The sequence below is a fragment of the Halomicrobium zhouii genome, assembly GCF_900114435.1.
Lineage (GTDB): Archaea > Halobacteriota > Halobacteria > Halobacteriales > Haloarculaceae > Halomicrobium > Halomicrobium zhouii.
The window spans coordinates 445,606-458,224 of the sequence record NZ_FOZK01000003.1; the positions used below are offsets into that span (position 1 = coordinate 445,606).

Sequence of the window (12,619 nt, forward strand, 5' to 3'; positions counted from 1 at the left end):
GTGGAACTAGACGCCACGTCAGGGTCGCTGGCGGGAGAGCTGAAGCGCGGTCTCGGTCAGCAGCGACACGCCGATGTCGAGACTGCGCTCGTCGACGTCGAACGTCGGCGTGTGGTGGTTGGTCGGGTGGTCCGTGCCGACGAGGACGTACGACGCCAGGCCGCCGTCGTCCTGGACCCGCTGCATCAGGTACGTCGCGTCCTCGCTGACCCCGAGGTCGTAGGATGGCACGACTCGCTCGACGCCCTCTACCGTCCAGGCCACGTTGCCGATGAGGTCGCGAAGCGCGGGATGGCTGTCGACGCTGGGCGAGTCGCTGATGACCCGGGGTGAGACGTCGCAGTCGTGCATCTCGGCGGCGGCGTACAGCACGCGCTCGAGTTCCGTGCGCGCGTACTCCATCAGCGCGGTCGTCTCGCCCCGGACCTCGGCCTCGATCGTCACCTCCTCGGCGATGACGTTGCTCGCACACCCACCCTCGATGCGGCCGACGTTCACGCGCGTCATCCCGTCGCTATGACGAGGTATCGCGTACGCGTTCTGGATCGCGGTCGCCGCCGCCTGCATGGCGTTGGCCCCCTCGTTCGGGGCCTTCCCGGCGTGGGCGCTCGCCCCCTCGAACGTCGCGGTCACGTGGGCCATCGCCAGGGGCCTGTCACTGCCCGCGACTATCTCGCCGGTCGGATGGTCGAGACCCACGTGGACCGCCAAAAGGTAGTCGACGTCGTCGAGGTAGCCGCTCTCGGCCATCGCCTTCCCGCCGCCGGATATCTCCTCGGCGGGCTGGAAGAACACTTTCAGCGTCCCCTCGAAGTCGCTCTCCGTGACCGCCCCGATCGTCCCCAGTGCGATGGCGAGGTGGGCGTCGTGGCCACAGGCGTGCATGTAGCCGTCGTGTTCGGACCGGAATCCCTCCGCGGCGGGTCTGTGGTCGCTCTCGGCCGACTCCTCCATCGAGATGGCGTCGAGGTCGACTCGCAGCCCGAGGCACGGCCCATCGCCCTGGTCGAGGACCGCGACGACGCCCGTGTGGCCGCCGTCGGTCCGTTCGAGGATGTCAGAGCGGACGCCCGTCTCGCGGGCCCGTTCGCGCCAGTCGGCCAGTTCCGAGTCCGGCGGCACCGCCATGCGTTCGTCCGTCGCGAGGGCTTCGCGGCCGACGGCTATCTCGTCGACGCCGATGCGTTCGAGTTCCTCGACGACCCGGGCCGTCGTCCGGAACTCGCGCCACCCCGGTTCGGGGTGGCGATGGAACGCGCGTCGTAACTCGCTCAGTCTGTCCCGATCCAAGTGTGACATGCGTTACCGAATGCACAACGCGGAGACACTTAATCGTACGCAGTAATCGTATACTGTTTACGCGCGTTTGGTGTAGAAATGGCGCCTTCCGCCGATACCGGCCGGGCCGCCAGGGAGCTGATCACCAGCGGGACGCGACCGCGTCACTCCCCACCGAGAGACGCGATAGCGTCCAGTTCGACGCGGACGTCACCGGGCAGTCGCGACACCTCGACGCAGACTCTGGCCGGGAACGGTTCGTCGAACCGCTTCTCGTAGGCCCCGTTGACGCTGTCGTAGTCGTCCAGGTCGGTCAGGTAGACGGTGACCTTGACGACGTCGGCGAGCCCGTCGCCGCCGGCCCCGTCGACGACCGCGGCGATACTGTCGAGCACCTGGTCGGTCTGGGCCCGGACGTCGCCGTCGACGTCCACACCCGTGTCCGGGTCCACTGGGCCGAACCCGGAGACGTACAGCGTGTCGCCGGCCCGGACTCCCTGCGAGTAGGGATTGTCGTTGCGTGGGGCGTCTGCCGTCGAAACCCGGGTTGGATCGGACATCAGACCACCCGGTCAGGCCGTCCGTTTCGCTTCGGTGGTCGTCGCCTCGACGGCTTCGACGACGACGTCGAGCGCCGTCTCGGCGAGGTCGCGGGTCAGGACGAGCGGCGGCAGGAACCGCAACACGTTGCCGTAGCGACCCGCCGTCCAGATCAGGACGCCGTGCTCGAAACAGTACTGCTGAATCGCGTCGACGAGGTCACCGTCAGGGTTCCCGTCTGCGTCGACGAACTCCGCGCCGACGAACAGCCCCCTGCCACGGACGACTGCCAGGTGGTCGTTGTCTGCGGCGACTTCCCGGAGGCGTCCCTGGATGTACTCGCCCAGGTCGCGGGCGTGCGCGAGGAGGTCGTGTTCCTGGACGTACTCGATAGCGCGAGTGCCGGCGCGCATCCCGACGACGTGGCCGCGATACGTGCCGGCGTGGTCGCCCGGGCCCCACGTGTCCAGGTCTTCGTGGTAGATGGTCGCCGACAGCGGGAAGCCGGCGCCCCCGAGCGCCTTCGCGGAGGTCATCACGTCGGGGGCCACGCCGTCCCAGTCACAGGCCCACCACTCGCCGGTCCGCCCGAGTCCGCTCTGGATCTCGTCGAAGACGAGCAGGAGGTCGTTGTCGTCCGCGATGTCTCGGAGTCCCTGCAGGAACCCCTCGGGCGGCGCGACGATGCCGCCTTCGCCCAGCATCGGCTCGACGATCATCCCGGCCGGGTTGGCGAGACCGCCGTAGGGGTCCTCGACGATGGCCCGGACCTCCGCCAGGGCGTGGTCGACGGCCTCCCGGGGCGACCTGTCGAGGTGGAACGGGTACGGGTAGGGCGCGTGGACGACGTCGGGAAGGAGCGGCGTGTAGTGGCCCTTGAACTTCGTGTTCGACGTGACGCTCATCGCGCCCGACGTCGCGCCGTGGTACGCGCCGCGGAAGGCGATGAGCCCGTCGCCGCCCGTGTTGTACTTCGCGAGTTTGATAGCGGCCTCGATGGCGTCGCTCCCGGTCGGGCCGCCGAACACAACGCGGTTGCGGCCCCGCAGTCCGTCGGGAGCGATCTCGTCGAGTTTCTCGATCAGTTCGAGTCGCGCCTCGGTCGGGAAGTCCACGGTGTGGACGAACTTGTCGGCCTGTTCGTGGACGGCCTCCAGGACGTACGGGTTCGAGTGACCGACGTTGAGGACGCCGATCCCGGCGAACAGGTCGATGTACGTGTTCCCGTCGGCGTCGCGGACGGTCGCGCCACGCCCCTCCTCGAACGCGATCGGGATGTCGTCCGGGTACGCGACCGCGCTGCTGTCGATCTCGCGCTGTCGCTCGAGCAACGCCCGCGTGTTCGGCCCCGGCACGTCGTCGACGTCGGGGGCGTCGGCGTAGTGTAGCTCCTCGATCGGCGGTCCTGCCGTCATATCAACGAAGATGGTGGACAGGAGTAAATAACTTATCCACAGTTTCCATATCAGCCATATACGAATTGCGATTACAGCCATGCGCCAGTAGTCCCCGCCGTGCGCGCACCCAGAGACGGCGCGTTCGGGCCGAAACCTCCCGCCGACGCCGGGCGATACCGTTCCGGCGGTCGGCCGTCAGGGCCGAACCAGGTCGGACGAAAGGTAAGGTTTAGGCGTCCACCGGGTGGGGTTGGGCGTATGACAGAGACAGTGCTGCTCGTCGGCGGCGGCGGCCGGGAACACGCCATCGCACGCGCGCTGGCCGACTCCGAGGCGGACCTGTACGCCTGCGCGGGGAACCGGAACCCCGGCATCGCGGCCGTCGCGGCGGGATTCGAAGCGCTCGACACGACCAACCCGACGGCGGTGACGACGTACGCGAACGAAGTCGGCGCGACGCTCGCCGTCGTGGGTCCGGAGGCCCCGCTGGCGGCGGGCGTCGCCGACGCGCTGGACGAAGCCGGCGTCTACGCCTTCGGCCCGCAGGAGGCCGAGGCCCGCATCGAGACGGACAAGGCCTTCCAGCGACGGTTCATGCGCGAGAACGACATCCCGGGCTGTCCGGACTTCGCGACGTTCGACGACATGGACGCGGCCTGCGAGTACATCGACGAGTACGACGGCGACCTGGCGGTCAAGCCCGCCGGCCTCACCGGCGGCAAGGGCGTCAAGGTCACCGGCGACCAGGTTACCAAGGAGGAGGCCAAGGAGTACCTCCGGAACTCGGACTACGACCGCGTCGTCCTCGAGGAGCGCCTCGTCGGCGAGGAGTTCACCGTCCAGGCGCTCGTCGCCAACGGCGACGTCCGGGTCAGCCCCGCAGTCCAGGACCACAAGCGCGCCTACGAGGGCGACGAGGGCCCCAACACGGGCGGAATGGGATCCTACTCCGACGCGACCCTGGAACTGCCGTTCATGACCGAGGACGAGTACATGGACGCCGTCGACGTGCTGGAGGCCACCGTCGACGCCCTGGAGGGGTTCAAGGGCGTCCTCTACGGCCAGTTCATGCTCACCGCCGAGGGCATCAAGGTCGTCGAGTTCAACGCCCGCTTCGGCGACCCCGAGGCGATGAACACCCTCCCGGTGCTCAACACGGACTTCCTCGACGTCCTCGTCGCCGCGCGCGAGGGCGAGGAACTGCCCCAGCTCTCCTTCGCCCCGCAGGCCACCGTCTGCAAGTACGCCGTCCCCGACGGCTACCCGACGGAACCCGAAGCGGGCGCGAAAGTCCAGATAAACGAGGAGAACGCGGGCGAGGCCATCCTCTTCTACGCCAGCGTCGACGAGCGCGACGACGGCATCTACACGACCACGTCCCGGTCGTTCGCCGTCGTCGGCGTCGCGGACACCATCTCCGAGGCCGAACAGATAGCGGAGGACGCGCTGGCCGCCGCCGGCGAGGAGGGCCTGCGGATGCGCCACGACATCGGTAAAGCAGACCTCGTCCAGCAGCGCATCGACCACGTGAGAGAGCTTCGGGGCGACTAGCGAGGGGCGCCGTCGCGACGAGCGCTTCTCTGCCCCGCGGTCGGTCGCGGGGTTCAAGTCGCCCGCCGCGGTACGTGCCACCGTGACCGAAGACGGGCGGGCGGGGTCGACGACCCCGCGAGAGCCGGCATCGGACGAGAGCGCGAGCGGCGCCGAGCGGGACCCGCCGGCGCGTCACGGCCGCATCGACCGGCATCCGACGACCGGGCCCCACAACTCCCTGATGCACTGGCCCGACGCGAAACACCCGCTCCGGCTGGTCGTCAACTTCCTCGTCGTCTGGACCGTCCGGTACTCGCCGAGTCTACGACTGAAGAATTGGCTCCTCCGCAGGCTGGGCGCCGACGTCGGAGAGGGCGTCGCCTTCGCTCTGACCGCGACGCCGGACGTGTTCTGGCCCGAGCTCGTCACCGTCGGCGACCACGCGATCGTCGGCTACGACGCGACGCTGCTGTGCCACGAGTTCCTCCAGGACGAGTACCGCACCGGGGAAATCGTCGTCGGCGAGCGCGTGATGATCGGCGCCGGCGCCGTCGTGCTCCCGGGCGTGGAAATCGGGGACGGCGCGCAGGTCGGGGCCAACTCCGTCGTGACGCGGGACGTCCCGCCGGAGACGACGGTCGCCGGAATTCCGGCGGAACCGATCGAGGAATAACGGGGTCGCGCGAGCGGCCCGGACCGGTGTGACACGCAGTGACAATCGTGCGGTACCGTTTTGCCGGCCCTCCGACACGTTCGGGTATGACCGAGTACGACGCCGAGAACCGGGCGCTCTGGGACGCCTGGAGCGACGAATTCCAGGCGATGTGGAACGCCGACACGGCCGACGGGGAACTGCCCCCGATCTACTCGCCACTGCCAGATGCCGACTCGCTGGCGGACTGGCAGGCCGAACGACTTCCCGAGTTGGACGAGATGGCGTTCGTCGAACTGGGCTGTGGCGGCGGTCAGGGGACGGTGGGTGCCGCCCGGGAGGGGGTCGGAACCGCCGTCGGCGTGGACTTCTCGACCGAACAGCTCCGTCACGCAGTTCGCTTGCGAAACCTCTACGGCGTCGACGCCCGGTTCGTCGGCGGTGACGTGACGGACCTGCCGCTGGACGACAGCGAGTTCGACCTGGCCCACTCGGGCTACGTCTACTTCATGGTCGAGGACGTCGAGTCGGCGTTCGCGGAAGCGCACCGGGTGCTCCGCGAGGGCGGTCTCCTCGACGTCGAGATACCGCACCCGTACCACGAACAGTTCGACCCGGAGACGCTCGAATTCGAACACAGCTACCACGCCGATGGCCCCCGTCGGGAGAAGCACGACGAGGTGCTCCACGAGGACATCGTCGTCTTCGACCGGCGCGTGAGCGACCTCCACAACGCACTGGTCGACGCTGGTTTCGAAGTGAAGCGAATCACGGAGACGCCGAATCACGACGTCGCGAGCGACTACGACGAGGAGGACGTCGCCCCCGGCACGTCCCGGGAACTCCTCGCGAACGTCCCGCGCACGCTCGGATTCTGGGCGGTTGCGACGTGACGCTGCCGACGGATCCCGCAGACGGACGGCATCGTAGGCATCCTCGGCGATGGGTTCCGCTGGAGACACGGGGGCGCGACGTGCTCCGGGATCCGTCGAAAATGCTACTGGTTCCGCGAACGGACCGTCAGCTCGGCGATCGGCAGCTCACTCCCGGACGCGGACGATGCCGGACTGAAACACCCGCTGGTTCGGGACGATGTACTCCTCGCCGTCGTTCTCGATGTGGGTGACGAACACGCCGACCTCCTGGACGATGCCGCGGCGGTCGTCGATCTCGACTTCGTCCCCGATGCCGTAGGGTTGCGTCAGCACGAGGTAGAAACCCGCTCCAGCGGCCGCGAGGAGTTTCCAGAACGCCAGGCCGCTGAAGAACACCAGCCCGAACGTGTAGGCGGCGAGCAGGATCAACAGCGCCTCGATGGCGACGTTGAGCTGGCCGAGCGCGACGAGCGCGGCGAGGTAGAAGATACTGTACTTGACGAGTTCCGGGAGCAGGCCGACCTCGGGGACCTTGACGCTCCGGAGGCGTTCACTGACGACCAGCTTGGCCTTGTCGCCGGCGATGAGGCCGACGATGAGGGCGAAGATGGCGACGAACAGGTTCGGCAGGAAGCTGGTCAGGCGCGACCAGAAGATTGCGGTGTTGAACAGCTGCGAGACGTTGAGCGCCAGGAGCACCGAGCCGACGTAGACGAACAGGGCGGCGAGATTCGAGACCAGACCGATCGTCGACGTGCCGAGGCTCCGTGTCGTCCGTTCGAACGGGGTGCCTTCCACGGCCTCGTCGACGCCTGCTTCGTACAGCAGCCGGCGCGTCGCCCGCCAGACGGCGTAGCCGAGCACGGCGCCCGTGACCAGGATCAGCAGGGAGATGACGAACGCGCCCTGTTCCGAGAAGATCGTTCGGATGATCTCCGGCCAGTCGAACTGCATCAGTACTCCTCCGGATCCAACTCCAGGATCAGCTCACCGCCCTTGAACCCCCTGACCAGCCCGTCGCTCTCGGAGAGGACGATGGCGATGGCGTTGGTATCGCGGGTGATGGCGCCGGCGGCCATGTGGCGGGCGCCCAGTCCCTTGGGGATGTCCACGCCCTCGGCGGAGGGCTCGAGGTAGCGGTACGCGGAGACGATCTTCCCCGCGTCGCTGATGACGAACGCACCGTCGAGCCGGGAGAACTCCTTGAGCATCACGTTCACGATCGGGTCACCGACGTGGACGTGGGACTTCTCGAAGGGGTTGTACGACAGCGGGCGGGACTTGTTCATCACCTTGCCGGCGTCGCCGACGACGAACAGGGCGCCGACGGGCTTGCCCTTCTGGCCCTTCTTCCCGAGGCCGATGGCCACCTCCAGCACGTCGCGGATGACGGCGGGTTCGGCCCGGCTGTTGACGAACAGGTCGTAGACACCGGACCGGGAGAACTCGCTGGCCTGTACCCGGGTGATCGTGTCGGCCTGTTCGCCGAAGACGTCGACGACGCAGACGACCTCCGCTTCCTCCTCGACGAACCCCTGGTCGACGGCGCCCTCGATGCCGAATCGGACGCGTCCCTGGAGGTCGGTGAAGTCGATCGGAAGCTCGACGAAGGCGTCCGAGTCGACCGCGTTCTCCGGGGCGACGACCACGAGTTCGACGTCGTTCAGGTCGTCGAACCGCTCGTAGAACGACCCGCTCGGGGAGAAGAGGAAGAGTGCGTCGGCGTCGGCTACCACGTCGTCGAGCAGGTCACGCAACTCGCTCATCGTCAGAACCAATCGTACCGACGGGAAAAAGCTTTGCGGGCCGTCTGACGCCCGTCAGCCGCCGCACGAACTCCGATCTCCGCGTGCCGAACGGTCTCACACCAGTCCGAGAAACTGGTCGAACGCGCCGCTGGCCGGGTGGCAGTGGCAGTACGTCCCCAGCGTCCGGTACTCCAGGAGTCCGTCGCGGTCCCCGTCGATGCCCGACCCCCGCTCGACGTCGAAGGCGAACGTCGCGTCCGACCCGACGTCGGCCCGGGAGTAGTGGAACTCGTGGCCACGGAGTCGGTCGCCCGGCGACGCGACGGGGCTGGCCTGTGTCCCGACCAGTTCGACGTGGTCCAGCGCCTGGTACCGGTCGACCATCTCGACGGCCGCCGGGAGGACCCCGGCCATCTCGAAGGTGTCGCCCTCGGCCGTCGTCAGCGATTCGGCCAGGGCCATCATCCCGCCGCACTCGCCGTACACCGGAAGCCCGTCGGCGGCCCGGTCCGCGAGCGTGCCGAGTGCCGACGAGTCTTCCAGTGCTTCGGCGTGGAGTTCGGGATAGCCGCCGGGGAGGTAGACCCCGTCGGCATCGGGCAGGTCGTCGCCGGCGACGGGCGAAAACGTCACCACCTCGGCGCGTTCGCTGAGGCGTTCGAGCGTCGCGGCGTACGTGAAGCAGAAGGCCTCGTCCTGCGCTACTGCTACCCGTGCGTCAGTGGCCGGTCGCGGTCGATTCGCGTCGGGTTCTGGCGGTTCGCGGGCGACGTCGAGCAGCGCACTCACGTCCAGCGATTCCGCGGCGGCCGCCAGCGCGTCGGCGTCGACCGGCGACTCGGACCCCATCTCCAGCCCCAGGTGTCGGTCCGGGATCTCGAGGTCGGACTGGGGCGGTATCCTGCCCAGGAACTCGATGCCGTCGGGCAGCGCGTCGCGGATACCCTGTTCGTGTCGCCCGCCGTGACAGCGCTGGGCGACGACGCCGGCGACGTCGACGTCCCGGTCGGCCGTCGCGGCGTACTCGCGGAATCCCAGGGCCGTCGCCGCGACGCTCTCCATCCCCGCCTTGGCGTCGACGACGAGGACGACGGGCAGGTTCAGCGCCTCCGCGACCATCGCCGTGCTGGAGCCGTCGCCGTCGTACATCCCCATCACGCCCTCGACGAGGCAGACGTCGCCGTCGCCGCGCCAGTAGTTCTGCCGGAGGCCGTCCTCGCCCTGGAGCCACAGGTCGAGGGTCCGAGAGGGCACCCCGCCGACGGCCTCGTGGTGGCTCGGGTCGATGAAGTCCGGGCCGGCTTTTGCCGGCTGGACCGAGTGTCCCTCGCGCTTGAGCGCCTCGATCATCGCCAGCGTCGCCACCGTTTTGCCCACGCCGGAGGCCGTGCCGGCGACGACGAGACCTTCCATGGTCACTCTTCCTCCATGGTCAATCCCCCGCGAGTTCGTCGGCGATGGCAGCGACGCGCTCGCGGACGTCTGCCATCGGGATTCCGGCGCGCGTCGCGAGGGCGAGGGCACCGCCCATCCCCACGCCCTCCTTGGCCTCGCCGGCGGCGTAGGTCGCCATCGCCGGGTGGTCGCTCCGGCCGAACCCGGGATCGGCCACCGTCAGATCGAGGGCCAGTTCGTCGGCCGCCGTCTCGACGGCCGCCGTCTCGTCCTCCGCGACGTACGACGTCGTCGCCAGCGGGAGCGATTGCTCGACGCCGGCGTGGCGAAGGAGCGCCGCGACCGCGACCATCTGGGTTCCGCCGGCGAGCGTCACCGCCGTCTCGGACTCGATGGCTCCCAGTGCGATGCCCGAGACTACGGCGAGAACCGGGTCGCCCATCCGTCGGACGGCCCGCTTGGGTTCGCCGCTCGCGTCGCCCGGCGCCAGCGAACTCGCGGCCAGTCCCTCCTCGACGACGTCCCGCTTCGTTTCGATGGGGTTCTCCGGCAGCGAGGAGGAGACGGCACCGCGCTCGCCCAGCGCGCGAAGGACGCCCAGAGCGGTCGTCGTTCCGCCTGGAATCGTCTCCGCGAGAAACACCTCTTCCTCCGGGAGCGCGTGCCCGAACTGCCGCGCCGCCTCGAACGCCCCGGGCGCGCTCGACACGGGGTCCTGTTCGCGCACGTCGTCACCGGGCCGCGCGCCGACCGTCACCGTCGGCGCGCCAGTCGGTTCGACGAGGCCGCCGTCGACGACGGTCGCCTCGAACCCGACGAGGTCACGCACCGCACGGGTCACCACCGCGGGCGTGAGACAGCCCGTCGGACTCCGGGGGACTTCCGGCGCTCGCACAGTCGTTCCGTAGGTCAGAATCTCCGCGTCCGCGGCTGGCGTGTGCACCATCGCGTCGGGGTCGGCGCCCGCCGCGCTGATCCCCTCGATGGCCGCAGTGCGGGTCGTCCCCGCGGTCAACACGAACCGCGTCCGGTCGTTGGTCATTGCTGATTGGATTAGCGCAAGTCACCTTTAACACCAGCGGTCGCCCCCGGCAGATTCGCGAGGTAGCCGAAACGCCGACGCGTGGTAGGCCTGCGCATGATTTATACCGTCCCGGCTACCCCGTTCCCCTATGGACGACTTCGAGGAACTCGTCTCGTCGCTGACGCCGCGCGAGGACAACGACGCCATCTCGTCGTACCAGAACACGACCGCCGTCGCCTGCCCGGCCTGCGATCAGCCCTTCGACGACATGGTCGTCTGCAAGCAGGAGTTTACGTCGCTGAACCTCGACGTCGAACTGGACCTGTGTGCGACCACCGACGACGACCGCGTGGTCCTGTTCACGCACAAGCCGTGACGGCGTTCACGAGGTCGGTTCGGCTGGGGGAGCCACTAAAAGGCATCCAGTCACCCCGTTCGTAGCCCCACGTCAACCGTGTCTTGTCCGTACAGGACCAGAACCGACGTGACAGACGTGAACAAGACCGTTCTGCGGAAAGGAGTTAGATTCAAAAACAAACGCCCTCTCTGACTTCGAAATTCTAATTCGTCGGTCGAACTCCCCTTGGATCGCTGCGAGAAATCGCATTGAACGATGCCTGCGTTGGTTCAGGCGACAGATGTCCCCACGACGCCCGCCTTCGTCTCTGGAATGCAGTGCCGCTCGACGGAACACAGATCCGGCTTCGACTGCCGACCGGACGTTCGTGAACGAACTGAATGTGAGCCCTGTCGCGCTGCAGCTGACGGCGGGGCGGTGGTCGAACAGCGACGGAACGGGACCCTGTTACCCGCCTCGCTCCGGTGACCGGCGATGAACGCGAACGACCGGGCCATCACCGGTTTCGCGATGGCCGGGCACGGGATGGTCCACGTTTTCGAGCTATCGATTCCCATCCTGATGACGGTCTGGTTAGTCGAGTTCCCGGTGACGGCGGCGACGCTCGGGGCCATCGTCGGCGTCGGCTACGGGCTGTTCGGCCTCGGCGCGTTACCGGGCGGCGTCCTCGTCGACCGGGTCGGCGGGCGGACTATGATCGTCGCTTGCCTGTTCGGCATGGGCGGTTCGTTCCTGGCGCTCGCCGTCGTTCCGGGCGTCGCCGGCATCGCCGTCGGCCTCGCCCTCTGGGGTCTCACCGCGAGCGTCTACCACCCGGCGGGCCTCTCACTGATTAGCAACGGCGTCGAGGAGCGAGGCCGCGCGTTCGCCTACCACGGCATGGCCGCGAACGTCGGTACCGCCGCCGGCCCCTTCGCGACGGCGCTGTTACTCGTCGCGTTCGACTGGCAGACCGCCGCGATGGCCCTGGCCCTGCCAGCCCTGGCGACCGCACTCGTCGGACTGAACGTGGAGTTCGACGAGACCGCAGCCGTCGACGTCGCCGCGGACGGCGGCGACGCCCCATCAGCGGACGTCGACTCGCTGGGGGAGTTCGTCTCGGCCTCGCGCGGCCTCTTCACCGTCGGCTTCCTGACCGTGCTCGCCCTCGTGTTGTTCAACGGCCTGTACTACCGCGGGATGCTCACGTTCCTTCCCGACCTGCTCGGCGAGTTCCTCGATCCGCTGGTCGGTACGACGTCCGGGGCGGGAATCGGACTGTTCGCTGACGGCGCGTTCGCCCGGGAGTTCGACCTCTCACAGTACCTCTACGCCGGCCTGCTGGCCGTCGGCATCGGCGGGCAGTACGTCGGCGGCCGCCTGACCGAAGCCCTCGACCCGGAGCAGGGCCTGGCGGTCATGCTCACCGCGCTCGTCGCCATCGGCCTCCTCTTCGTCCCCGCTGCCGAGACGCTCCCGACGTTACTCGCCGTCAGCGTCGCCCTGGGATTCGCGCTCTTCGCGATGCAGCCGCTCAGCCAGGCAACCGTCGCCAAGTACTCGCCGGCCGAGCACCGGGGCCTCTCCTTCGGTTACACCTACCTCGCCATCTTCGGCCTCGGCGCCATCGGGGCGTCGACCACCGGCGCCGCCCTCACTTACGCCACGCCCGCAGTCGCGTTCCTCTCGCTGGCCGGCTTCGCAACGGTCGCCCTCGTTCTGGCGCTGTCGCTCCTCCGTTGGGACAGTCGGGCGTCCAGTTCGACCGAGTAACGTCATACGGTTCTCACGACGCGAAAAGGGCGCTCGTGAGTTGTTCGGTGAAAAAGTGCGCGGGACT

Annotated in this window: 12 protein-coding genes; 5 read left to right on the forward strand and 7 right to left on the reverse strand. The window is 68.4% G+C overall.

Features of this window, described 5'->3' with window-relative positions; all coding sequences use genetic code 11:
• Positions 1-18 precede the first annotated feature (18 nt).
• From BM337_RS15975 to BM337_RS15985, 3 genes are all read right to left on the reverse strand, one after another.
• Positions 19-1,299, reverse strand: coding sequence for an amidohydrolase (locus BM337_RS15975; protein ID WP_089817723.1), 1,281 nt, complete (start codon positions 1,297-1,299; stop codon positions 19-21).
• 143 nt (positions 1,300-1,442) lie between these two features.
• Positions 1,443-1,838, reverse strand: a complete 396-nt coding sequence (locus BM337_RS15980) for a Rid family detoxifying hydrolase (RefSeq protein ID WP_089817725.1) — start codon at positions 1,836-1,838, stop codon at positions 1,443-1,445.
• A 12-nt stretch (positions 1,839-1,850) separates the two neighbouring features.
• Positions 1,851-3,233: an aspartate aminotransferase family protein gene (locus tag BM337_RS15985; RefSeq protein WP_089817728.1), complete on the reverse strand. Its 1,383-nt coding sequence runs from the start codon at positions 3,231-3,233 to the stop codon at positions 1,851-1,853.
• A gap of 240 nt (positions 3,234-3,473) precedes the next feature.
• Here BM337_RS15985 and purD point away from each other — a divergent pair, with 240 nt between their 5' ends.
• From purD to BM337_RS16000, 3 genes are all read left to right on the forward strand, one after another.
• Entirely contained in the window at positions 3,474-4,766 is a 1,293-nt protein-coding gene (gene purD / locus BM337_RS15990; RefSeq protein ID WP_089817730.1) for a phosphoribosylamine--glycine ligase, read from the forward strand.
• Between the two features lie 184 nt (positions 4,767-4,950).
• Positions 4,951-5,421, forward strand: coding sequence for an acyltransferase (locus BM337_RS15995; RefSeq protein WP_245778688.1), 471 nt, complete (start codon positions 4,951-4,953; stop codon positions 5,419-5,421).
• Positions 5,422-5,507: 86 nt separating this feature from the next.
• The gene (locus tag BM337_RS16000; RefSeq protein ID WP_089817732.1) at positions 5,508-6,293 is read left to right on the forward strand and encodes a class I SAM-dependent methyltransferase; all 786 of its coding nucleotides are present in this window, start codon (positions 5,508-5,510) and stop codon (positions 6,291-6,293) included.
• A 147-nt stretch (positions 6,294-6,440) separates the two neighbouring features.
• Here the strand turns inward: BM337_RS16000 and BM337_RS16005 are convergent, their stop codons facing one another.
• The 4 genes from BM337_RS16005 to cobT form a co-directional block, all read right to left on the reverse strand.
• Positions 6,441-7,229, reverse strand: coding sequence for a mechanosensitive ion channel domain-containing protein (locus tag BM337_RS16005; RefSeq protein WP_089817734.1), 789 nt, complete (start codon positions 7,227-7,229; stop codon positions 6,441-6,443).
• A complete protein-coding gene (gene dacZ, locus BM337_RS16010) occupies positions 7,229-8,041 on the reverse strand; it encodes a diadenylate cyclase DacZ (protein ID WP_089817736.1) in 813 nt (270 codons plus the stop codon). Before dacZ ends, BM337_RS16005 begins: the two co-directional genes overlap by 1 nt.
• Positions 8,042-8,137: 96 nt before the next feature.
• The gene (locus BM337_RS16015; RefSeq protein WP_089817738.1) at positions 8,138-9,436 is read right to left on the reverse strand and encodes a cobyrinic acid a,c-diamide synthase; all 1,299 of its coding nucleotides are present in this window, start codon (positions 9,434-9,436) and stop codon (positions 8,138-8,140) included.
• A 19-nt stretch (positions 9,437-9,455) separates the two neighbouring features.
• Positions 9,456-10,460 (reverse strand): nicotinate mononucleotide-dependent phosphoribosyltransferase CobT, encoded by a 1,005-nt coding sequence (cobT, locus tag BM337_RS16020; protein WP_089817740.1) that lies wholly within the window; start codon positions 10,458-10,460, stop codon positions 9,456-9,458.
• Positions 10,461-10,590: 130 nt separating this feature from the next.
• Here cobT and BM337_RS16025 point away from each other — a divergent pair, with 130 nt between their 5' ends.
• Together BM337_RS16025 and BM337_RS16030 are read left to right on the forward strand one after the other, a co-directional pair.
• Complete coding sequence (locus BM337_RS16025; protein WP_089817742.1) at positions 10,591-10,818, forward strand: DUF7385 family protein; 228 nt, start codon at positions 10,591-10,593, stop codon at positions 10,816-10,818.
• A gap of 456 nt (positions 10,819-11,274) precedes the next feature.
• Positions 11,275-12,552, forward strand: coding sequence for an MFS transporter (locus BM337_RS16030; RefSeq protein WP_089817745.1), 1,278 nt, complete (start codon positions 11,275-11,277; stop codon positions 12,550-12,552).
• The last annotated feature ends 67 nt before the right edge of the window (positions 12,553-12,619 follow it).